This is a genomic window from Aneurinibacillus aneurinilyticus ATCC 12856 (genome assembly GCF_000466385.1).
GTDB classification, from domain to species: domain Bacteria; phylum Bacillota; class Bacilli; order Aneurinibacillales; family Aneurinibacillaceae; genus Aneurinibacillus; species Aneurinibacillus aneurinilyticus.
This window is the reverse complement of the sequence record NZ_KE952788.1, coordinates 1,459-23,424: the sequence shown is the minus strand read 5'-3', so window position 1 is coordinate 23,424 and position 21,966 is coordinate 1,459. Positions and strand designations below refer to the sequence as shown.

21 protein-coding genes, 1 pseudogene and 1 riboswitch are annotated in these 21,966 nt (G+C 44.5%); of the genes and pseudogenes, 5 read left to right on the top strand and 17 right to left on the bottom strand.

The features are described 5' to 3' along the window. Nucleotides 1-61: 61 nt before the first annotated feature. On the bottom strand, nucleotides 62-1,906 hold the full coding sequence (locus HMPREF0083_RS12555) for a sigma-54-dependent Fis family transcriptional regulator (RefSeq protein WP_040302610.1): 1,845 nt from the start codon (nucleotides 1,904-1,906) through the stop codon (nucleotides 62-64). Between the two features lie 347 nt (nucleotides 1,907-2,253). Continuing rightward, complete coding sequence (locus HMPREF0083_RS12550) at nucleotides 2,254-3,435, bottom strand: thiolase family protein (protein WP_021621776.1); 1,182 nt, start codon at nucleotides 3,433-3,435, stop codon at nucleotides 2,254-2,256. Nucleotides 3,436-3,709: 274 nt separating this feature from the next. On the opposite strand from HMPREF0083_RS12550, the pseudogene HMPREF0083_RS12545 reads away from it, so the two are divergent. Then, a pseudogene (locus tag HMPREF0083_RS12545) lies at nucleotides 3,710-4,045 on the top strand (L,D-transpeptidase); the annotation flags it as partial. A 145-nt stretch (nucleotides 4,046-4,190) separates the two neighbouring features. Here the strand turns inward: HMPREF0083_RS12545 and HMPREF0083_RS12540 are convergent. Further along, the gene (locus tag HMPREF0083_RS12540) at nucleotides 4,191-4,697 is read right to left on the bottom strand and encodes a MogA/MoaB family molybdenum cofactor biosynthesis protein (protein ID WP_040302608.1); all 507 of its coding nucleotides are present in this window, start codon (nucleotides 4,695-4,697) and stop codon (nucleotides 4,191-4,193) included. Nucleotides 4,698-4,836: 139 nt separating this feature from the next. On the opposite strand from HMPREF0083_RS12540, the gene HMPREF0083_RS12535 reads away from it, so the two are divergent. Then, a complete protein-coding gene (locus HMPREF0083_RS12535) occupies nucleotides 4,837-5,841 on the top strand; it encodes a GIY-YIG nuclease family protein (RefSeq protein ID WP_040302607.1) in 1,005 nt (334 codons plus the stop codon). A gap of 83 nt (nucleotides 5,842-5,924) precedes the next feature. On the opposite strand, the gene HMPREF0083_RS12530 is transcribed toward HMPREF0083_RS12535, so the two are convergent. Beyond that, entirely contained in the window at nucleotides 5,925-6,269 is a 345-nt protein-coding gene (locus tag HMPREF0083_RS12530; protein WP_021621770.1) for a thioredoxin family protein, read from the bottom strand. A gap of 150 nt (nucleotides 6,270-6,419) precedes the next feature. Here HMPREF0083_RS12530 and HMPREF0083_RS12525 point away from each other — a divergent pair, with 150 nt between their 5' ends. Further along, nucleotides 6,420-7,217 (top strand): DUF2935 domain-containing protein, encoded by a 798-nt coding sequence (locus tag HMPREF0083_RS12525; protein ID WP_021621769.1) that lies wholly within the window; start codon nucleotides 6,420-6,422, stop codon nucleotides 7,215-7,217. A 1-nt stretch (nucleotide 7,218) separates the two neighbouring features. Here the strand turns inward: HMPREF0083_RS12525 and HMPREF0083_RS12520 are convergent, their stop codons facing one another. The 7 genes from HMPREF0083_RS12520 to HMPREF0083_RS12490 form a co-directional block, all read right to left on the bottom strand. Beyond that, nucleotides 7,219-8,391, bottom strand: a complete 1,173-nt coding sequence (locus tag HMPREF0083_RS12520) for a CaiB/BaiF CoA transferase family protein (protein ID WP_021621768.1) — start codon at nucleotides 8,389-8,391, stop codon at nucleotides 7,219-7,221. Nucleotides 8,392-8,471: 80 nt separating this feature from the next. After that, a complete protein-coding gene (locus HMPREF0083_RS12515) occupies nucleotides 8,472-9,629 on the bottom strand; it encodes a PASTA domain-containing protein (RefSeq protein ID WP_021621767.1) in 1,158 nt (385 codons plus the stop codon). 40 nt (nucleotides 9,630-9,669) lie between these two features. Continuing rightward, entirely contained in the window at nucleotides 9,670-10,347 is a 678-nt protein-coding gene (locus tag HMPREF0083_RS26415) for a TrkA C-terminal domain-containing protein (RefSeq protein ID WP_051354644.1), read from the bottom strand. 155 nt (nucleotides 10,348-10,502) lie between these two features. Further along, entirely contained in the window at nucleotides 10,503-11,777 is a 1,275-nt protein-coding gene (locus HMPREF0083_RS12505; protein ID WP_021621765.1) for a cation:dicarboxylate symporter family transporter, read from the bottom strand. Between the two features lie 279 nt (nucleotides 11,778-12,056). Continuing rightward, nucleotides 12,057-13,160 (bottom strand): flavodoxin-dependent (E)-4-hydroxy-3-methylbut-2-enyl-diphosphate synthase, encoded by a 1,104-nt coding sequence (gene ispG, locus HMPREF0083_RS12500; protein ID WP_021621764.1) that lies wholly within the window; start codon nucleotides 13,158-13,160, stop codon nucleotides 12,057-12,059. An 80-nt stretch (nucleotides 13,161-13,240) separates the two neighbouring features. Next, entirely contained in the window at nucleotides 13,241-13,438 is a 198-nt protein-coding gene (locus tag HMPREF0083_RS12495) for a hypothetical protein (RefSeq protein ID WP_040302606.1), read from the bottom strand. A gap of 48 nt (nucleotides 13,439-13,486) precedes the next feature. Beyond that, nucleotides 13,487-14,020: a D-glycero-alpha-D-manno-heptose-1,7-bisphosphate 7-phosphatase gene (locus HMPREF0083_RS12490; protein WP_040302604.1), complete on the bottom strand. Its 534-nt coding sequence runs from the start codon at nucleotides 14,018-14,020 to the stop codon at nucleotides 13,487-13,489. 170 nt (nucleotides 14,021-14,190) lie between these two features. Between HMPREF0083_RS12490 and HMPREF0083_RS12485 the strand changes: the two genes are divergently transcribed. Next, nucleotides 14,191-14,451, top strand: coding sequence for a hypothetical protein (locus tag HMPREF0083_RS12485; protein WP_021621761.1), 261 nt, complete (start codon nucleotides 14,191-14,193; stop codon nucleotides 14,449-14,451). Between the two features lie 504 nt (nucleotides 14,452-14,955). After that, a complete protein-coding gene (locus HMPREF0083_RS12480; protein WP_021621758.1) occupies nucleotides 14,956-15,585 on the top strand; it encodes a nitroreductase family protein in 630 nt (209 codons plus the stop codon). 71 nt (nucleotides 15,586-15,656) lie between these two features. Here HMPREF0083_RS12480 and HMPREF0083_RS12475 read toward each other — a convergent pair whose 3' ends face one another. From HMPREF0083_RS12475 to HMPREF0083_RS29025, 6 genes are all read right to left on the bottom strand, one after another. Beyond that, nucleotides 15,657-16,949 (bottom strand): acetyl-CoA hydrolase/transferase family protein, encoded by a 1,293-nt coding sequence (locus tag HMPREF0083_RS12475; protein ID WP_021621757.1) that lies wholly within the window; start codon nucleotides 16,947-16,949, stop codon nucleotides 15,657-15,659. A 147-nt stretch (nucleotides 16,950-17,096) separates the two neighbouring features. Continuing rightward, entirely contained in the window at nucleotides 17,097-17,498 is a 402-nt protein-coding gene (speD, locus tag HMPREF0083_RS12470) for an adenosylmethionine decarboxylase (RefSeq protein WP_040302602.1), read from the bottom strand. A gap of 193 nt (nucleotides 17,499-17,691) precedes the next feature. Then, nucleotides 17,692-18,279 (bottom strand): hypothetical protein, encoded by a 588-nt coding sequence (locus tag HMPREF0083_RS12465; protein WP_040302601.1) that lies wholly within the window; start codon nucleotides 18,277-18,279, stop codon nucleotides 17,692-17,694. Nucleotides 18,280-18,676: 397 nt separating this feature from the next. After that, complete coding sequence (locus tag HMPREF0083_RS12460; protein ID WP_021621753.1) at nucleotides 18,677-19,981, bottom strand: homoserine dehydrogenase; 1,305 nt, start codon at nucleotides 19,979-19,981, stop codon at nucleotides 18,677-18,679. A gap of 88 nt (nucleotides 19,982-20,069) precedes the next feature. Beyond that, a riboswitch (SAM riboswitch) is annotated at nucleotides 20,070-20,181 on the bottom strand. 97 nt (nucleotides 20,182-20,278) lie between these two features. Then, nucleotides 20,279-21,145, bottom strand: a complete 867-nt coding sequence (locus HMPREF0083_RS12455) for a DUF1002 domain-containing protein (protein ID WP_040302599.1) — start codon at nucleotides 21,143-21,145, stop codon at nucleotides 20,279-20,281. Between the two features lie 567 nt (nucleotides 21,146-21,712). Next, nucleotides 21,713-21,966, bottom strand: a 254-nt coding sequence (locus HMPREF0083_RS29025) for a hypothetical protein (protein WP_209421079.1), incomplete at its 5' end; no start/stop codon positions are given.

Genomic DNA, 21,966 nt, shown 5'->3' with positions numbered 1-21,966 from the left:
CACCTTATGGATAATCAACAGGCGTGATATAATAAAAAAGAGCGGCAGCACCGCTCCTTCTCTACAATCCATATTTTTTTAATTTTCTATACAATGTACTGCGTGGAATATGAAGCAAGCGGCCTGCCAGCTTAACATTTCCGCCCGTCTTGTGTAACGCCTGCATAATCTCCTGCCTCTCGATTTCCTCTCTGTATGTTAATCCGACGACTGGGGATGATTCCGTATTAATAACCGGTGCAAATTCAATTTCTTCGGGAATTATGAGGTGCGTCTGATCCGGTACCCCTCCTCCGGCCCGGATGCGTATTCTTTCGAGCACATTGAACAGCTGTCGAATATTTCCTGGCCATTCGTATGATGCAAGCCGCTCTATCATAGCTGAAGGAAACTCAACATCCCAGGCGGCTTTCTCACAAAAATGACGAATTAATTCAGGAATATCCTCCCGTCGTTCCCTAAGCGGAGGAATATAGAGCGGAAATACGTACAACCGATAAAACAGGTCCTCACGAAATACGCCGTCCCGTACCATCTGCCGTAAATCTCGATGTGTAGCTGTAATAACACGTATATCAAGGGAAACGGCTTTGTCTGATCCTACAGGGACAACTTCACGCTCCTGCAGTACCCGCAGCAACGCAACCTGCATTGCCGGAGGAATTTCCCCGATTTCATCAAGAAACAGCGTTCCACCATTCGCCTGTTCTAACCTGCCTTTGCGGCCATTTCTCCGGGCGCCAGTAAACGCACCGTCTACATAACCAAACAGTTCACTTTCCATCAAATCCGGTGCAATGGCACCGCAGTTGACAGCAACGAACGGCCCAGCATGGCGTAGGCTGCTCTCATGCAGCGCACGGGCAATAACCTCTTTACCTGTACCGCTCTCGCCTGCAATATGCACATTGCTCTCCGTTTTTGCAACCTGCTCTGCTTCCTGTAGCATTAATTGGAACCGCCTACTTTTCCCGGCGACTCCTGCAAATTGTAAAGAACTAGTCTTTTCGCATGCAAATACAGGTTTCCTGGGCGCTTCCGAAAGCGATAAGCAAAATCCAAGTAATCGGTTTCCATACATAGAATAAATAGGTATGCGCGTTCGCTCGGTATAATCGTTCTCTTTTAGCAAATCAGCAGCTTCTTTTCCTGTGCAGAATGCATCTCTCCTCCTAATCTGGGGACTTGCTGCGACGATGATGTCATTCCGGTCGCAAATGAGTACCAGCTGCGACAAAGAAAGGGAATCGTACGCAAACTGCATTAATTCCAGGCGGTTTTGCTGCTCCCGCATGCGCCACTCCTGTTCAATAACATAAGCGGTAGACACTACCGCACCTAATGTATGAGGATGAGCCTTGGCAGCTGGTCCGGAGATATCAAGCACACCGAGCATTCTGCCTTTTTCATCGTAAATCGGTGCAGCCGAACATGTCCAGTTATGCGAAACAATGGAAAAATGTTCGGTTCCCGTAAGTGCAATGGCCTCTCCGGTACGGAGTGCTGTGCCAATCGCATTCGTTCCCACCTCTTCCTCCGTCCATTTTACACCTTCAACAAAGTTAATGGTTTTGGCAAAATGCCTGGCCTCATCGTCTCCATACAGCGCGAGGACATATCCGTCCGGATCGATAAGAAGCACGATTGAACCCGAACCGCGGATAGAGGCATATAATTTATCCACATAGGGAAGGGCAACATCCAATAAATCGCCACTATCCTGCTTGCGCTTGGCAAATAAATCCGGCTCAAGAATATGGCTTGCTTTTTCGAGATACGGATTCACTCCGGCCCGCTGACACAGTTCCCAGGATTCTGAAATACGCGCATGCAGGCGAGACGCGTCCAATACCCCTTCCTGCACAAACTTTTCCCACTGACGCTGCGATACTATTTCCGTTATCAATTCACAGCACCATCCTTTGTGAATAATCATCTTCTTTTATGTTATCTGAAATTTCTGTTACATTCAACTTTCGATTTATTTATCTCTCAATAGGTACGTTCATGATTTACGCATTAACTGCCTAGCCTTCGTATATCATCTTACGCGTTATGCCATCTGATAAACTCATTTCCCAGACTCGTTACATACAGGCAGCCACCTACTAGTCATACATTTCATTAATATATCTTTCTTGTTTCATATATTCCCTTACGCACGCTTCGGGCTATCCTGCTTTCTCCTCCTTCCCTTGTACAACCATGCCTTAACACAAAAAAAGCGAGGAATCCCTCGCTTTTCGATTCAAATCAGATCGTCATATTCTCATAAATGACCGATAATCCCATGCCCCCGGCCATACACAGCGTTACCATGCCATATTTCACGCCTTCTCTAAGCATTTCGTTCATTAATGTCACCGTAAGCTTGGCTCCAGTTGCGCCGACAGGATGCCCAAGCGCAATTGCTCCTCCGTTCACATTTACAATCTCTGGATTCAGTTCCAGCTCTTTTATTACAGCTAACGCCTGAGCCGCGAATGCCTCATTTAACTCGATCCGTCCAATATCAGAAAGTGCCAATCCTGCTTTAGCTAACGCTTTCCGGGTAGCCGGAACCGGCCCTATTCCCATCACATTCGGCTCGACTCCGGCACTGGCGAATGCTTTTACTTTCAGAAGCGGAGCAAGCCCTGTTTCTTCCGCTTTCTCACGCGACATCAGCAGCACTGCCGCTGCGCCGTCATTCATTGGGCAAGCATTCCCTGCCGTAATCGTCCCGTCCTTTTTAAACACCGGTCGAAGCCCTGCCAAACTATCCAGATGAATATCAGCACGCACGGATTCGTCAGCCGTAAACCATTTTGTTTCTTTGCGCTTCGTCACTTTAACAGGTACAAGCTCGTCTACGAAGCGTCCTTGTTCAATTGCCCTCAGCGCTTTCACATGACTTCCGTAGGCGAATTCATCCTGCTCTTCACGGGAAATACCATATTGCTCGGCCAGACGTTCGGCTGTCATGCCCATGTGCTCCTGTTCGATAGAGCATGTCAAACCATCAGCCAGCAAGGCATCCTCCATCACAACATTACCGAATTTTCCGCCCCAGCGGTTTTTCACTATATAAGGAACACCGCTCATGCTTTCAACGCCGCCCGCAATTACGACATCTTCCTGTCCCGCCGCAACTGTCAGCGCCGCAGTAGTAATCGCTTTTAATCCAGAACCGCATGCTTTTATGACGATATGGGCCGGAACGTCACGCGGAAATCCGGCGCGTTGGGAAGCGATGCGTGCGGAATTCAAACCGCCACCATGTACATATCCATGACCAAACACAACCTCATTTACCTCGGCTTTCGTAAGCGAGGTTTTCGCCATTAATCCTTCGAGTACCTGTACGCCCAATTCTGCCGCTGGAACATCACGCAGTGATTTGCCGAATGCGCCAACCGGGGTACGCGCGCCTGCCACGATAACTGTCTCTTTCATTATTCTTCTCCCCTCATTCTTTCAATTTCATCCGTGTTCTCTCTTTCATCATAAAGAATACAGCAAGTAAACTCATTCGCCTCCAAAGCAAAAAATTAAGCGAATTTTTATACATTATGTATAAATAGTCGTCTATCTTTACACGATTGTTCCGGTGTGCACAGATGAATGTATACAACAATAAACTGGTAGAAACACTCATAGCGAGATGAACTGGGAATTAGCCGTAAACAGGCATTTCTTTCTTTATAGCAATTTTTAGGAAGGTGATTTTTTGGCATACTCCATCCATGTCTCCTTATCCGCTCATACCCTGACACTAAAGCAAAATGGTCAAGTCATACATGTCTATCCTATCGCCGTTGGTAAAATGCTAACCAGTACACCGAGCGGTACATTCTCTATCATCAACAAGGCCCCCAATCCAGGCGGGCCATTCGGTTCCATGTGGCTTGGTCTATCTAAGCCGCATTATGGTATTCATGGCACAAATAACCCCGCCTCTATCGGCAAGAACGTATCCCACGGCTGCATTCGCATGTACAACCGAGACGTAAACGAACTGGCTCGCCTGGTTCCCATCGGCACGCCCGTTTATATTCGTCCATAACCGTCAATGCTGCTAGGTTTCAAGTTTAACCTAATAGGGAAAGGAAAATCCGATACAAGCATCTGTAAGAAAGCAAAGAATAAACACAAAAAAGGCATTCTTCCTTTGGGAGATGAATGCCTTTTTCTTTTTTAGCTTTTTATTTCTATTTGTATATTTCCCGCATGACATGACCAAGCTCCGGAATAATAAGCTTGGTCATCGCCAGGCGCACCGCTCCAGACGAGCCAGGTGTCGAAAAAATCGCCCTATCCCGGTATACACCTGCAATCGCACGGCTCAAAATCGCGGCTGAACCGATATCTTCCGTATAACTCAACATGCGAAAAATCTCGCCAAAACCCGGCAGCTCTTTATCCAACAGAGAAGCGACTACCTCATATGTAACATCTCGCCTTGCGATACCTGTTCCTCCATTGAGAAGAATAGCCTGTACCTTCGGGTCATCTGCACCTTCCTCAATCGCCTGGGCGATTGCCTCCTTCTCATCTTTCACGATGGCATACCGCTCGATTACGTGTCCTGCCTCCGTAAGAAACTGTTGCATTAGCTGCCCACTTTTGTCCGTTTCGGGCGTGCGTGTATCACTTATTGTAATAACCATGCAGCCTACTTGCTTTGGTGCTTCCTTTTTGTGTTCTGTGACTGACATTGTTTTTCCTACTTCCAACCACGTTATCATGTCAAAATATCAAGTGTAATTTATATAACGTCCACTTGTAAAAAAAGCAGGTAATCTAACATCATTCATGGTAGAATGGCTCATAGATTGCATGCAAAGAGGGATACCGATGAAATATGATATTACGCCCGGCTTTTATCTTACATTGCCTGAAAAGTGTGGAGTGTATCTATACCGTGATAAAGACGAGCATATCCTTTATATAGGCAAAGCCAAAAATTTAAAAAAACGGATTTCTACGTATTTTTACAACAATAAGCAGCATACATCAAAAACTAAACGGATGATCCATGCAGCCTGTTCCGTCGAACTGCGTTTTACGGCTTCCGAACTCGAAGCGCTACTTCTCGAAGCCCGGCTAATCCGGCATTATCTTCCACTGTACAACCGGGCACTTCGCAATTATAAAGCTTATCCTTTCATTGTGCTACGGACCGATCAGCTGTACCCGTACCTCGAAATATCACGGGACACGGTCATTCCAGGCGCACTGTACTTCGGACCATACCGCAAAGTACATTGGCTCTATCCAGCCGTCGATGCATTAAACAGTTGGCTGAAGCTTCGACGCTGCGAAGGAGCTCTTCCTTCCCAGTCCTGTCTGTATGCCGACATGAGGCAGTGTATCGCACCGTGCATTCATTCTTCCAGTTACACACGCTACAACGCAAACGTACAAAAGGCAATCAAAGTACTTGAATGCAATCCAGATATGCGAGCTGAGCTAGAAAGAAGACGGGATGAGAGCGCAGCGGAACTCCGCTTTGAAGATGCCCAGCAATGGCAAAAACTCATTAACCTGGCTCAATACAATGGACAAATCAAGCGCTCTGTCGCTCGCCATCATGCCCTAGTCATATCCGCCGATCCGGAAATCGGCTATATCGGCCTTGTCATTGTCCATGGTCGGCTTATCGCTACCTTGAAAGAAGAACATATGGTAAATACGCATGCTATGCTTCAGCAAGCCTATACACTATATGAACAGGTGAAGGGTACCTTGCATGCCCCAACCATCGAAGAGGTGGATGAGATGCTAATTATTGCTTCCTGGCTGGAATATCATACAGACAAGCTCACAGTATATCCGCTTGACACTTCGGTTTCAGTATAATAAGAAAAACTCGCGAACGGTACTAGGAGTTAAACTTTCCTTAACGAAAATGAAGGCAGCCTTCGCATGTGGCTGCCCTCGATTTATTTTTGCAGTGCTTCCGCTACCTGAACAGCGCGTTCCAAGAATGCTTCGATTTCTTCACGCGTCTTCCCTGCCCGACTAACGAAGCGAATGAGCTCCTGCCCTTGTCGGAACGCAACAAAGCTAGGAATACCGAAAATATTCAACTGCTCACCCAGCCCAGGTAACGTATCCCGGTTCACGCTAATAAACGCAAGCTTATCCTTATATGCTTCCTCCACCTCTGGCATAAACGGATCAATACGGTGGCAGTCAGGGCACCAGTCGGTATAGAACTTTGCGATGATCAGCGTATCCGACTGAACCGCCTCTTGAAATTGTTCAACTGTCTGTATTTCCTTCATTGTGCTTCCCCCTTTCCTTCTTAATCTTACCTGTTTTACATAAAAAATAACACCGTATAACTCTTAAATAAAGCTCATAACCATATAACGAATAACTAGAGCATAGTACGGAATTTGCATAATGCGCTAAATCTAGAAGGGGGAATCTGCATGTCAAATCTGTTTGTTGATCGTTCACTGGAAGAGGTTCAGTTCTGGGGCTGCATTATGAAAGAGCATGCACTTTTTCTCCGCCTCGGATTCACAGTGGACCAGTCGAAGCTTATCCAGGAAGCCAGCCATTTTCACACCTTGTTCGAAAGCATCGAAGAAAGAGCTGCGTCCTTTACGGACAATGCGGAGCGTGAACATATTGTCCGCCTCAACATGGAAACATATCAAGCAACCTCACATCTCTGGGCGTTTAAACGTAAAGTGCTGGAGCTTATCCTCTCCTGTAAAATCATTACGAACAATTATCCGCTGTTCGTCGATCATGCAAGCCGTGAAGCAGCCTATTTCATGAATCGGCTCGAACAGCTTAACAAGGGAATTCTCGAACCGCTGCCAGATGCCGTTATCAATGAAAATGTATTTTTCCTTCGCCTCATGTCCGATCACGCCAAGTTCATCAGCCATTTGTTAGATCCATCAGAACGCAATTTGATCACTGAAGCAGCAGATTTTAGCTATCAGCTTGATCAGCTACTGTTTCAGGCAGTAGATTTGGAAGCGATGCGTCCGGCATCGCAGACGAGTCAAGTACTGCGCCGTTTGATTGAAGAAAGCCGTCTCATGGTGCAATCCCTGCATGATTTTAAGCGCACAATTAAAGAGATGATAGAGGAATGCCGTCTTCGTAGTGTGATTCATCCACTATTAGCTGATCATATGCTGCGCGAAGCCCACCGTTTTCTTGATTTGTTAGATCGATTTGAGGCAAGCCTCACTGCCGGACCGAACGATTGAACTAAATTACTTCCCTTTGCTTTAAACCCTGAATTGCATTCGCATCATAACCGACTTCGCGAAGTATCGCTTCCGTATCTGCTCCCCGCGCCGGTGGGAACGTCTGAGACGCAAGCATGGCTTCGTTAAGCAACGGATTCTTCACCTGAGTGACGGTCGGATATGCATCCCAATGTGCAAACATGCCACGCGCTTGCAGATGCATATCCTGCAAAGCTTCTTCAATCGACAGTACAGGCGTTAGGCATACATCTTCTTGTGCAAACGTGTCCATAATTTCTGCAGCAGACCGTTTCTTAAAATAGGCCGCTACTTCTTCCTTTATTTGCGTTTGCTTATCAAGTGACCAATAATCCGGCATATAGTTATTCAATTCCGCTACTTCACAGAATCGGCACCAAAACTTTGCTTCCAGCGCACCAAGTGCCATCCATTTGCCGTCGCTGGTCTCATATGCGTTATAGCATGCCAAAGCGCCGGTTAGCGGATTGAAGGTCGCCTTATCCGTCTCTTGAGCTGCCAGATAATAGCTTAGCGCCGGAATCATAAACGGAAGCACACCATCTGTCATAGAAACATCCAAATATGCCCCTTCCCCCGTTCGTTCCCGTTTAATAACAGCGAGCAGGATACCGCTCACCGCATGCAAGGTACCTGCACCAATATCAGCGATTTGCACCGGGGGAAGAAAAGCTCTAGGATGCCCTCCCGCATAAATCGCTTCATGAAGCAGCCCCGTAAAGCCGATATAATTCAGATCGTGACCGGCTTTTTCTGCATACGGCCCACTCTGTCCATATCCAGTAACCGAGCAGTAGATTAAACGTGGATTGATATGACGAATAGCTTCATAGTCCAGCCCGAGTCTATGCATAACGCCCGGTCTAAATCCTTCTACAAGAATATCCGCTTCGCGTGCAAGTCTACGAAATACTTCTTTTCCTTCTTCCTGTTGCAGATTCAGTGTGATGCTCCTCTTGCCTCGATTAAGTAGTTGGTACAGCGCTCCTGCACCTGCGAGCATCGGTTCCATTTCCCGGGCATAGTCACCCAGCATAGGATCTTCGATTTTAATAATCTCTGCTCCATAATCCGCCAGGTACATTGTACACAGCGGTCCCGGCAGCAATCGAGTTACGTCGAGTACTCTCATTCCTTGCAACGTCTGGTGCATATCATCCCTACTTTCTGCTTGATTTTACCTATAAAAAAAATAGCACACTACGGTGCTATTTAACATCACTTTTCTTATAGTCAATTGCTAACCCAAAGTTCAATAGGCTCTAAACGCGATACATGTTCCCCTGCCGCCGGATTCTGCTTCAGCACTGTTCCTTTCTTACGAATCGAGGATTCCAGATAATATTTGTAATGGAGTCCAGCCTGATCCAACTTTTGTCCAGCCTCCTCAAGGGATAATCCTTTTACATCCGGCACTTCCACACCTGCCTTATTCTCTGTTTTCGGCGGTTCTGCAGCAGTGTCAGGCTTTACCGCCTCAACCGACTTAGCAGAACTTGGATTATCGTTTTGCATGAAAGCGAACGCCGTTATACATACGATCGCCAGCAAGGCTACAGCTGTGAATCGTTTCATCGGAAACTTAGTGAACCATTTCTTCTTCGTTCCCGGATTTTTCATGCTACCGTTCCGTCTAGGCTGCTCCGTTTTTTCCAGTTGCGTTTCTTCCCGTTCTTCAAATGAAACAGACGAACGAACCCCAGCCTGCATTTTCTTAATGTATTGATATAAAGATGTAATATCTTCGAGCGTCTGTGCAAGCATCCGCTCATATTGTTCAGTGCTTCGCTTCTCCTCGCGCCGCCAAATGGCCCGCAGCGACTTACGAATAACGAACGGATCACCTGTATAAGAGAGCGCCATTTCTTCAATAACTTGACTGATCGGAAGTTCAATCTCAATTGCACCGAACATCAAGTGATGCATAAGCCGAAACATATCGCTAATTTCATGTCCAACTGCTGCTTCACTTACTTCCCATGTATTAACTACCTTTATCTCACCAGCCTCTGTCAGCCACAGATTATATTTAGTAAGCATCAGACCGCGCCCTATCGTCCGGTCTGCTTCCTGCAAAATCTGAATAAACTCTCGAGCCATACCCAGCGCTTCTTTTAACGAAAGCTTGCGGGCATTCGGTGCTGAATCCAGTAACAAGCCGGGTATATACTCTAGTACGGCGAATCCTTTGTCCACCGTCTCACCACGATCAAGAATCTGCAAGGTGGAAGAACCGTGCATGATACGCTCTGTCTGTGCTGCCTTACGCGGAAAGATGCACAGCAGGATATCCCGCCGTAGAATACTATCATGTCCACGGTACAGTTCTCCTGCTTCGCCCGTATACAATAATGTATCCGGTACGTAGCGCTCATACAACCCTTTTTTCATATTCACTCAAACCCCTTATCTCGTTTTTCATTACATCTCTTTAGTTTGTAATGCCTCCGCTGAGAATGAAAAACCTGCGGACATTCTCCGCATCACCATATACCCTTACAATGTCCCCGGGCTGTATAATTGTACTCCCCGTGGGATATTTGATAATATGGCCATCTCTTCTTATACTCATGATTTTTACATCTTGTTGCGCTAAATTCAACTCTTTTAGCGGAATATTTACAATACCAATATGCGCTTCTGTTACGTGAAACTGGCGCATCACATCGCTGCCACCTTGGTGAAAAACGCCTTCACTGAATGAATTCCGCCTGTGATATTTCTCAAATCGGCGGTTTACAGCCTTAACCAGCAGACGATGCACTGCAGGAATACGCAATAGAAACAGAACGAAAATTAGTACACCAAGTCCCATGCCTAAGTCTGAAAAATACATCGTACTCCCCACAAAAAAACTAATAACAAACGACAAGATGACCGCAAACGAAATAGTACCAAAAATAATGAGAAACGAAGCAATGAGCCGCCGAAACGGATGAGCAGTAATCAACTCCGATTCGGTAGTCGTGTAGCCGGTTCCCGTCAGCAAAGAAATGGCCTGGAACATCGCTATTTCCCGGCGAAGACCTGTAGCTTGCAGAAGCATGGTAGAGATTTCGATAATAAGTAAAATGAGAATAATATAAAGGATAAAAAAAACGGCGCTCAACCGGCATCCTCCTAAGCCTGTACACTCTTCTGTTCTTTATTAATATTATGGAAAATTTCATTTCTCATGCATATAAATTTTAACTTTGTTTTTGCAAAGACGCAAAGCATAAAAAAACTCCCCTGCTACATACAGGGGAGTTTTTTATGCTTTGCTTAGTTGCTCTCTACAGGACGGCCAAGGTTTTTAAGATAGTCTTTCGCTTGTTCTTTGTTAAACTGGCCCTCCCACTTAGACATAACAATTGCTGCTACACTATTGCCTACTACGTTAACTACTGTACGTGCCATATCAAGTAGACGGTCAATACCGGCAATGAATGCAAGACCTTCTATCGGAATACCAACGGAACCAAGCGTTGCCAAAAGTACAACGAACGACACGCCAGGTACACCTGCGATTCCCTTAGATGTCAGCATCAAAACAAGCATAAATGTAATTTGTTGTCCGATTGACAGGTTAATACCATACATTTGTGCAATGAAAATACCTGCTAATGCTTGATACAGCGTACTTCCATCCAGATTAAAGGAGTATCCGGTAGGAACAACAAATGATACAATCGCTTTTGGACAGCCCATTTTTTCAAGTTTTTCCATAATACGCGGAAGTACTGTTTCACTACTTGATGTAGAATACGCAAGCAATAATTCTTCTTTCAATGTTGCTACCAGGCGGAAGATATTCACACCCGCCCATTTCGAAATCAATCCAAGAACGACTACAATGAAGAAAATCATTGTCAAATATACAAGAATCATCAGCTTACCAAGCGGAATCAACGAAGAGAGACCGAACTTGGATACTGTTACTCCAATCAAAGCAAATACACCAAATGGAGCGAATTTCATAATCATATTTGTTAATTTGAACATCGTATCTGCTACGAGCTCAAAGAAATGAAGGAGCGGTTTGCCCCGTTCCCCGATTTGACCCAAAGCAAGACCGAACATAACCGCAAAGAAAATAATTGCCAGGTTGTCCCCTTTGGCCATGGATTGAACAATATTTGTAGGAACAATATTAACCAATGTATCTGCAAATCCGTGTGCCTGCGTCTCTTCTGTCGTATGCACGTATTTGCTAATATCTGTTTGTGAAAGTTGGGACATATCGATACCAACACCAGGCTGGAATACGTTCGCTACCAACAAACCGATAATGATTGCAACCGTTGTTACAATTTCAAAATAAATAATGGTCTTTCCACCAAGTCGACCCAGACTTTTTCCTCCGCCAACGCCAGCTACCCCTACAATAAGAGTAGAAAGAATAATCGGTACGACGATCATTTTAATTAAATGCAGGAAGATCTGACCAATCGGATCGAGAATTTCCGCCACCTTCGGATTTCCGTAGAAAATTGCCCCCACGGCGATACCGAGAATCAGACCAATAAGAATCTGCCATACAAGTCCGAACTTCTTCATCTTGTCACCGCTTTCATTCTGTTTTTAACGTTTACGTTAATCATTTATAAATTAAGTGTAAAACCGAACGACAGAATTCTACACAAAACTTCGTAAAGATACACAAAATAAAAAAATTCACCCGCAAAACGGGTGAATTTCATGGATATTTATCCTATCTATTCCTTTTGTGTAAATGATTGCATATAAAAGAAATCCTTCTATGATAATCCTATCGCATCCAGTTCATCAAATAAAGCTTTATACATGCTATTCACATAACTGTCAGGTTTGACACATCTACTTCATATGTGCCGGACGCGGCAATGTGCCTGTACGGTGATAGATATCAGCTAATTCGTCGATTTCTTTCTTCAGTTCTTCCACCAAATTCTCTTCGGGGATTTTACGGGCGATTTCGCCATGTTTAAATAACAGCCCCTCACCGCGCGCACCTGCGATGCCGATATCCGCCTCGCGCGCTTCTCCAGGTCCGTTTACCGCGCAGCCAAGCACAGCCACTTTAATTGGAGCTTTTATACTAGAAATATAATCTTCAATTTCGTTTGCTACGGAAATCAAATCAATCTCAATGCGGCCGCATGTTGGGCAAGAAATCAGCGTTGCTGCGTCGGACAGAAGGCCGAACGTTTTTAACAATTCGCGACCCACCTTAATCTCTTCTACCGGATCGGCGCTAAGCGAAACACGCATTGTCGAACCGATGCCCTGCGCCAGCAACGTACCGAGACCTGCTGCGCTTTTTACCGTACCGGCAAACAATGTGCCTGCCTCCGTAATCCCCAAATGTAATGGATAATTGAATGCGGCGGCCGCTTTTTGGTACGCCTCAATCGCCAGCGGTACATTGGAGGCCTTCAGCGATACAATAATATCGTGGAAATCAAGCTCTTCAAGAATGGCGATGTGATGCAGGGCGCTTTCTACCATCGCTTCTGCCGTCGGATATCCGTATTTCTCCAGCAAATGTTTCTCCAAAGAACCGGCATTCACTCCAATACGAATCGGCACACCGTTCGCTTTACATGCACGTACCACTTCCTCGACTTTTTCCCGTTTTCCAATATTGCCAGGATTAATCCGTACTTTATCAATTCCGTTTTCAATCGCTTTTAGCGCAAGCTTGTAGTCAAAATGAATATCGGAAACAAGCGGAATAGAAATGTTTTTCTTAATCTCTTTAATCGCTTCTGCTGCTTCCATATTGTTTACGGTCACGCGAACAACCTGACAACCCGCCTCCTCGAGTCGGTGAATCTGCTCCACCGTTGCTTTCACGTCTGCGGTTTTCGTAGTCGTCATACTCTGGACGATGACCTGGTCGCTGCCGCCTATTGTTAAATTCCCCACCCTTACAGGTCTGGTCTGTGTACGATGATACATCTCTCGTGCTCCTTTACAGGATAAAATTTGTTGCTCACCTTCCTTATCTTATCACAAATGTACAAGAGCGAGAATGTACTCTATGCTTCAAACAACCGGCTGATGTCTACGTTCCGCTCTTTCAGAATTTGTCGTAGTACCTGTTTATGCTGCTGCTCAGTGTATGTATTCATACCGAGAGTCAGCGCAGCCGACATTTCGATATCATATAAAATGTCTTCCAGCTCGTTTGTCGGCATCGCATTGTATCGTTCATATAAATTTTTTATATCGCTCATTCTACGTTTCATCCTCTCTTTTCTATATACATCTATATGCGCTGTTCACTACGAACGTTCGCTTGTATCGACAAGCGAAGACACTGCTTCATAAAGCGAACCAAAAACATAGTCCGGCTGCGGAGTCTTTCCCTTTATATTCTCTCTGCCGATATATACTGTTTTCAAACCGGCACGATGTCCAGCCTGAATGTCGGTGTAAAAATCTCCTACCATATAGCTTTGTTCTACATCAATGTGATGCCGCTTTGCTAAATCGAGCATCATGCCAGGCTCTGGCTTGCGACAAGCACAACCGGATTTTGGCTTGTGTGTACACGCTACAATTTCAGTGATCATCCCGCCCGCTTCAGCAATTTTTTTATCCATATGACTATGGATTTCATCAAGCGCTTTCTGCTCCATAAATCCAAGGCCTACGCCTCCCTGATTGGTTACAACAAACACTTTATATCCATGTTCATGAAGCGTGCGAATTGCATCCACTGCTCCGGAGATAAAAGCGAATTGACCCACATGATTAATCGGATGCGGATTCTCATTAATTACGCCATCCCGATCCAAAAAGAAGGCTTTTGACATACGATCCCTCATTTCGTGTATCCTGCATAAAAGCTCACTTTAGACTTAAAAACTACAAAAAATTCACAATCATTATGTTAGCATACCTTTACTTTCCTTTTATTGTGCTATAATAAACCTGACAGCAGGGCTCGGCATATGACAAACCATTGGGAAAGGGGCGTTTTGCCATGGAAAACCCGTACATTTGTAAATGCGGAATGTATACGTATCACTGCGAATGTTTACCTGCGACGCATTCTCCTTATTACGACGATTTGCTTCATCGCCTGAAACATGAACAAGAAGAGGCCATTGTTGGTGAAGAAGATGTCTCTGCTATCCTTCGTCTTATGCCAAAAAGCAAAGAAGCCTGTCTCGTGCTATCCCCTGTACAAAATGGTTTTTACTCTGTACGGGTAGCGTACGACACCGTATCACACCAAAAATAAAATTTCCATCCACAAAATCTTAGCGGCAATTATCACTCGCATAGAGCAGGTAAAGCAGTATTCTTACTGCCCGTTGGATCAGAATAAATCAATCCCAGACCCGGTTATGTGCCGGGTTCTTTTTTATTGTTTCGCTTTCTTTGCCCCTCTATCCTCTCTATAAAGCGAATATATTTTTCTCCTTAAAAAATGGAGCTCAACTCCGCCTCCAGCTGCTGCAATAATAAAAATATTGCTAAGCGTCAAATATATGTTAACCTTGCCCCCTCTGTACATTGAATGAATAAACTTCTACATAAAGCGACAAACTTTGAGCATACATTCTTTCGAACTATCCAATCAAAGTGTTCAAATAAGTATCATGAGTATTAATATTAACATAGAAAAATATAGTAGATAAAAACAAGTAATTTTTTTATCTTTATCACTTCCAAAAAAGAAGTTACTTTGATATTATTATAATCAGTTGTAAAGAATACATCTTGAAAGAGAGGCTTGTAAGACATGTCACAAACTACTGAACAAAACCTACAAACAGCGGAAGAAGTAATGCGTGCCCGTCACGCAGTAAAAGAATACATACCAAATCATTCAATTCCCCAATCGGAATTGAACGAAATCCTGGAGTTAGCTGCAACAGCTCCCTCCGCTTGGAACTTGCAACATTGGCGTTATCTCGTTATCACAGAGCAAGCCAACAAAGAGCGTATCCTACCAATTGCATACGGCCAACGCCAGGTAGTCGATTCCTCGGCAACCATCGTCATTTTAGGTGATCTTGAAGCTGACAAATCAGCAGAACCGGTCTTCAGCCCAGCACTTGAAGCCGGATTCATAAGCCAAGAAATTTATGATAATCTCATTGGTCAGATTAAAGGGGCATATCAAAACAAACAAAATGCCCGTGAACAAGCTTTTTTAAACGCTGGCTTCTCAGCAATGCAACTCATGCTGGCAGCAAAAACAAAAGGGTATGATACTTGCCCAATGGGTGGATTTGATCGCGCGGCATTAATTAAAGAATTGAACATACCAGAACGCTACGTTCCAGTGATGCTCATTACCTTAGGAAAAGCAAAATCTCCGGCTCGTCCGTCCGCTCGTTTCTCTCTGGACCAACTCATAATCAAATAGCATTTCTAGATACATGGACTTAAAATTTACAAAAGGCACCGTTTTTACAAACGACGCCTTTTGTTATCAGCTTATGATAACAATCCGAACTTCCTCGCTTCAAATTCTAGTTCTTCACGAAATTTCGGATGTGCAATCGCCAATAATTCCCTTGTACGTTGAGCGATACTTTTACCCCGCAAAGATGCGACCCCATACTCGGTAACAATATGGTCAACATCATTCTTTGACGTAGTTACAGCAGAACCGATAGTTAATTGCGGACGAATACGGGAAATCGAACCATTCCGCGTTGTAGAATGAAGGCAAATAAAACCCTTGCCATTCTTGGCAAAGCGTGCACCGCGCGCAAAATCAGCCTGCCCCCCGCTAGAGCTGTAATAACGGCCAGCAATCGTCTCGGATGCACACTGCCCCATAAAGTCAACTTCGGTAGTGGCATTAATAGAGACCATATTATCCTCTTGGCCGATAATACGCGGATCATTTACATAGTCAACCGGAAGCATCTCCACACCCGTATTCTCATCAATAAAGTCATACAGCTTCTTTGAACCAAGTGCAAAAGTGCCTACGATTTTTCCAACATGGGTTTTCTTTTCAATACCGTTGACAATACCTTTCTCAGTTAAATCGACAATGCCGTCTGTCAACAGTTCGGTATGAATGCCCAAATTTTTGTGATTCTCAAGAAAACCGATAATCGCATTAGGGATCGCACCAATACCTACCTGCAACGTAGCCCCGTTCTGAATGCGTTCAACTACATACGAAGCAATACGGCGATCCGTTTCCGTAATCTGGGGTTCCCGTGCTTCATGCAACGGATAATTCACTTCGATGTAGCCTTGAATCTGACTAATGTGTACCTGATTGGCACCAAATGTTCGTGGCATATTTGGATTCACTTCTAGGAAGAACGGCACTTTACCAATAAAAGAGGCAATATAATCCGCCTGTGTGCCAAGCGAGAAATAGCCATGCTCATCTATTGGTGCCGCGGCTGCAAGAATCAAGGATGCTTTTGTTGTTTCCCGCAGCAAACGCGGCACCTCATGAAAATGATTGGGAACAAGATCGCACTCTCCGGCAAGAAATGCTTTACGTGACGCTCCGCTTAAAAAATATGCAACATGACGCAGATGATCACCGAATTTGCCATGAATATAATCACGCTCTTTTAAGGCATGCATCTGATGGATGCGGACGCCGGACCAGCGTTCCGCATTCTTTTCAATCATGTCCAGCAGCACGTTCGGTTCACCATTAGCCAACGGAACGATGAGATCATCACCATTATTGATGTAAGCAAGTATATCCTCCGGTGTTCTCCGCTTGTTCTCCATATCAATTAATTGACTCATTCATTAGACCTCCGATATATATTGCCTTACCTTTATTCATCATAAATGCCAAATTTTCCAGAGGCAAGTGAGAATTCTGTTAAATATAAACAAAAAAATCCACCCATCAGCTTCAGGGTGGATCTTCATTCATAGTAATAGTCGCTTCTATGCGTTTTGTTTTTGTTTTAATACATCAGATTCTACAACTTCCATCTCGCCTACGCCCCGAATTAATTTGCGGGCATACATCTTCTCTGGCTGTAGAATATTGACCATGTATTGGATAGCCAATTCAGGATCCACGGTTTCACCGCACGTATAACAATCAAGTGCTGCGAATCCTCTCTCAGGATACGTATGAATGGAAATATGGCTTTCCGATAACAGAACCAGCACTGTAGCACCCTGAGGCTCAAATTGCTTTGCCTGTACAGATAATACAGTAGCACCACAAGCTTCCGCAGCTTCAACCATATGATTCTGCAAAAATTCCGCACTGTTCAACTTCTCAAAATCGACACCCCAAGTATCAATCGCAACATGCCTTCCGAAAGTAGAATATTCCACGTTCCGGTCCCCCCTCCTAGCAGTAGTTTGTTCATCAATCTCGCTAGGACCTACGTCATTCACTATATTTCGAGGAGAAACTTCCTTGAGTGAATCCTGGTTCCTAATTTTGCTCACAACAAGGAATATAACATGATTCTACATTTTTTGCAACAGCTTGTTATTTTTTCTTGGGATGGCTTTTCTAGCCGTTCTATGCTTCTAGCATGAATAGCTGATGAGAGAGGTCGGCTAACTGCCGGTCCACGTCCTCCGTCGGCAAATGGGCTGCTTGGCGCTGATTGCGGAAATCAAGCAACTGGTCAATATACACTCTGAGCCAAGCGATTTGATCTTCAACTCCCCGAGACTCATACAGACGTTGCAAATCGCCGACAGTGTCACGGTACTCGAAGACAAGCGTTTGACCATCACCTTTCTGCTCAATGATTCTCATTACTTTACCTTCCTGGTAATGATAAATCATCGTATACGTCGGATACATGCGGTGTACGACCGCAGTGCCTTTAAAGCGGCGCACAGCTTGCCGCATATGATTGGCCAACTTGATGTCCTGGATTGTATATCCGCCTTCAAAGGTGTACATATCACCAACCAGTTTAAAAGATAGTGGAATTTCTCCTCCCCTATCATACAATACGATTTCTTTCTCGCCATTATCATACACTCGAACTTCTGTTTCAAACTCTGTATTCTGAAACATTTCAATAAAAGACTGCAGCTGCCATGTGCTCAATTCAAGGACAAGTTTCTTGTATTCAGTGGCTACTCGTTGAGCCATACAAATCTCTCCCATACTTTTTTTCCTGCTCAAATATATTATACCGAAAAACCATAACCATTCTCCAATCATTTGTGCCATAGAAATGAAGAGGATAAACACGTTAGAGAGAGATAATCTTCTTAAATAGCGATTGATTCTTGCTGATATACGTTATATTATGAAAAATTACGTTTTCTTTGTCCTTTTATCATGTTTTTTATATACATCTAGTTTGATCAATCGACAAACTTTTGTGATAGGAGGTGAAAATCAGAGACGAGAAAAAGACAGCTGGCCTTTCTTCTGCCGGAGCGCAGGGCGCATCCACCCTCTTCTTTTTTCCGAATTTTCTCCTTCCAACCACGTTATCATGTCAAACTATCAAGTGTAACTTATATAGTATCGATATGGCTATTTAAATAGGCAGCGTAACATCCGCCTCCCGGAATGCATGAGCAAGCCTGTCATCAAGTACGGCACGCAGATGGAGCACCGCATTCACATGCTTGGCAAATGCCTGTAATACTTGTACATCTGCACCACTGAGTATAGCGGCAATATAAGAGGCGTCTCCGGTTTCAAGCGTATCAACCGCATGCAAAAAACCCGCTTCGGAAGAAAGAAACGACAGAAGCCGAATTTTTGCTGAGTCCGTCTCACGCCTCGGAAGTGTGAAAAAGGCGGCAATCGCTCCCGAAGCCTCTGCTTCTTCATGTACAACCGTTTGGGTCCCGACCTCTTCCTGCTCCAGCGCAAATGTGCGTCCGCTTACGACTTGCAGCACATCTTCAACAACTGCACTTCCTGTAGGCAGCGCACCGGCGCCTTTACCTGTAAACAACAAGTCCCCTACAATATCACCGGTTACGAAAACAGCATTGTATTCATCTTTTACCCCGGCCAACTGATGGCTATGCGGCACCAGCGTGGGACCGACACGCAGACTATAGCTGTTGCCTTGCCGCTCCGCTACCGCCAGCAGCTTCACGCGGTAACCGAGCTTTCCATACAGTTCTATTTCTTCACTTGTAACCGATATAATCCCTTCCCGCTCACTTGCGAGCGGCTGTGTCTTTCCTCCGAAACAAAGATGGCCGATAATTCGAATCTTATTAAACGCATCATACCCTTCTACATCTGCCGTTGGGTCCGCTTCCGCAAATCCTAACTCTTGTGCTCGCGCTAACACTTCTTCATAAGCAAGGTTTTCTTCTTCCATCTTGGTCAAAATATAATTGGTCGTTCCGTTTAGAATACCATATACATGTGTGATACGATTTGCATGTAATAGCTGACTCAATGCATTCAAAATCGGAATACCGCCGCCTACACTTGCTTCGTATAATAAAGAAACGTTCTGTTCGTCAGCCAATCGGTGCAAATGGGGGCCATACGCAGCCAGCATTTCTTTATTTGCCGAGACGACATGACATTTCCGGCTAATCGCTTCTTCTATATAGCCAAGTGTCGGATCTAATCCACCCATCACATCAATTACAATATCCGGTTCCCGCTCCCAGATGGTTTGAATGTCCGTTGTTAATACATCGCGCCCTATTTGTACTTTACGTGGCTTGGCCGGATTACGCACCAGGGCGCCGACCACCTCAAGCTCGGCCCCGCTCTGTTTACGAATCCGCTCCCCATGTGTTTGCAAAATCGTTACAACCCCGGAGCCTACTGTTCCCAATCCTAACAGTGCAATTTTCCATTTTTTCATCCTTTATATCCTCCCAACGTTTTCTGCCTACAAAAATAAACAACCCTCTTCCAGAGAAGAGGGTTGGGCTGTATATACCAGGCTCCTCCTCTCATCTTTCAAAGTTTCGCAAAACTTTGATGGAATTAGCACCTTTCAGGCAGCGCCTGCGGTTGCTGAGGTTTCATCGGGCCATGTCCCTCCGCCTCTCTAGATAAGAGTGTCTTGATTCGTATGCATTTGTTTAATTTTAAATTATACTATCCTGTCTTGTTACGAATGTCAAACGTTACAACATATTTGACAACGCCTGCTGCACTACTTGAACCAGGCTAAAATCTGATCGATTAAATTTTTCAGGAATTGTAGAATTTCCTGTACGAGTGACTTTGCTTCCGGGTTGTTGTTCAAGAAGTCTTGGACTTGCCCTTTGTAGCTTGAGATTTGATCTAATGTTTTGTTCCAATCGATATTCAGATTCTGAATTTTACGTAGAATACTAACAAGTGATTCAATTTCCGAATCAGACAATTGCAGCCCCATCTGGTTAGCCACATTACGGATCATCTCACGTAATTGATCGTCGGACATATTGCCCGTTTGTTTGGCAAGCTCAGCCTTCAGTCGTGTCAGAAGCTCGGCCGCTTTTTCTTTATCTCCGATTTGATCGCCAATTTTTGCTGTAGTTACCATCTCTTCATTGGCGACCTTTTTCTGGTTCTCATCGATTTTTGTACCGGTCATCGTCTCATATGCTTTCATGATGCCGGTCAATGCTGCTGTTCCTGATACCGGTGACGGAGCGTCGATTTTAACTGTTGCATCCTTCACGCCTGCAGTCGCAAGCGCATTCTCATACATCGCTTTGCTGACCCACGTAATGTTATTCGTTTGTACATTAATACCATTACCTTGTTCAGCGATTTGAATCATAGCCGACGAAAGAGCTCGGGTTCCGATGACGCTTTTGCTGAGCAGTCCATCAAGATATTTATGTTCTTCCTGATTTGTTACGGTAATCTCCTGCGCTCCGCTTGGCGCGCCAAACCGGCCTTTAATTTGTTCTTTCTGTGCCGGTGTCAAATTGTAACCGTACGTCACAATCGTATCACCCGGTGCCGCATCTGCATACGCGGTCGCCGTTGTTAGAAGAAAAAGAAGCAGGGCTAAAAACAACTTCCTCACTTCCGTCACTCCTCCCCAATAAAAATAGCTTGCTGGATATGAACCTGTTCACTGTGCTCAAGAGCAGAACACGCGTGGGATATGTACACCCATCATGTTTTTAGCACCAGTTTGGTTCATACCTTCTGATTATAGCATAGGAAAAAAAAGAGGCTAGTACCATATTGGTGTATATTTTGTACCTTGCCACATATACCGGCAAACCTGCTGAATTGCCTCTGCTTGTTTTCCGCCTATGTACATATACGATACAACTTATGAATAAGTTGCCTTAACTATGAATTTTATTCTTTTTTTCTCAGTGAACTATCTCCCACTTAAAACCTAACGATTTTTGTAGTGTCAATATTGGATATTTATATCCATTTTTACTGGATAAATTTTATTATACATCAGAATTTACCCAATATTTCCAAATAGGTTTTTACAGTTGTCTAACTCAAAGTAAATAAATAAAATTATTTTCCATTTATTGGACTCTTGCATTTATTTAATGATATAATCTTAACAAGCAAACTGGACTTTACTTCTATCAAAGCCACAACGTTGCCATTTGTTCGCCTTTCTTCATGGCATCATTTTTTGCGAAGGGCGTGTCAATATCAGCCAAATTCGCAGATCGACAAACCATGTAAAAAGGAACGTTCCACCGTAAAAATGGAGCGACTCGACTTTCACTACTCCCATTCCGAAGGGAAATCCGTCTGTTCTCATTCGCTCGTGACGGCTCATGCGGTAACGGGCGATCTCTCGGTTGTCTGGGGTTTTCGCTCCAATCGAATGAGACAAGTTTGACCCGAAAAAACCCCCGTTTTGCCTGA

Bases quoted from the DNA above. Each gene is read 5' to 3' on its own strand.
- HMPREF0083_RS12550 (WP_021621776.1), bottom strand. From the start codon at position 3,435: ATGAAAGAGACAGTTATCGTGGCAGGCGCGCGTACCCCGGTTGGCGCA.
- HMPREF0083_RS12540 (WP_040302608.1), bottom strand. From the start codon at position 4,697: ATGTCAGTCACAGAACACAAAAAGGAAGCACCAAAGCAAGTAGGCTGC.
- HMPREF0083_RS12535 (WP_040302607.1), top strand. From the start codon at position 4,837: ATGAAATATGATATTACGCCCGGCTTTTATCTTACATTGCCTGAAAAG.
- HMPREF0083_RS12530 (WP_021621770.1), bottom strand. From the start codon at position 6,269: ATGAAGGAAATACAGACAGTTGAACAATTTCAAGAGGCGGTTCAGTCG.
- HMPREF0083_RS12525 (WP_021621769.1), top strand. From the start codon at position 6,420: ATGTCAAATCTGTTTGTTGATCGTTCACTGGAAGAGGTTCAGTTCTGG.
- HMPREF0083_RS12520 (WP_021621768.1), bottom strand. From the start codon at position 8,391: ATGCACCAGACGTTGCAAGGAATGAGAGTACTCGACGTAACTCGATTG.
- HMPREF0083_RS12515 (WP_021621767.1), bottom strand. From the start codon at position 9,629: ATGAAAAAAGGGTTGTATGAGCGCTACGTACCGGATACATTATTGTAT.
- HMPREF0083_RS12505 (WP_021621765.1), bottom strand. From the start codon at position 11,777: ATGAAGAAGTTCGGACTTGTATGGCAGATTCTTATTGGTCTGATTCTC.
- ispG (WP_021621764.1), bottom strand. From the start codon at position 13,160: ATGTATCATCGTACACAGACCAGACCTGTAAGGGTGGGGAATTTAACA.
- HMPREF0083_RS12495 (WP_040302606.1), bottom strand. From the start codon at position 13,438: ATGAGCGATATAAAAAATTTATATGAACGATACAATGCGATGCCGACA.
- HMPREF0083_RS12490 (WP_040302604.1), bottom strand. From the start codon at position 14,020: ATGTCAAAAGCCTTCTTTTTGGATCGGGATGGCGTAATTAATGAGAAT.
- HMPREF0083_RS12485 (WP_021621761.1), top strand. From the start codon at position 14,191: ATGGAAAACCCGTACATTTGTAAATGCGGAATGTATACGTATCACTGC.
- HMPREF0083_RS12480 (WP_021621758.1), top strand. From the start codon at position 14,956: ATGTCACAAACTACTGAACAAAACCTACAAACAGCGGAAGAAGTAATG.
- HMPREF0083_RS12475 (WP_021621757.1), bottom strand. From the start codon at position 16,949: ATGAGTCAATTAATTGATATGGAGAACAAGCGGAGAACACCGGAGGAT.
- HMPREF0083_RS12465 (WP_040302601.1), bottom strand. From the start codon at position 18,279: ATGGCTCAACGAGTAGCCACTGAATACAAGAAACTTGTCCTTGAATTG.
- HMPREF0083_RS12460 (WP_021621753.1), bottom strand. From the start codon at position 19,981: ATGAAAAAATGGAAAATTGCACTGTTAGGATTGGGAACAGTAGGCTCC.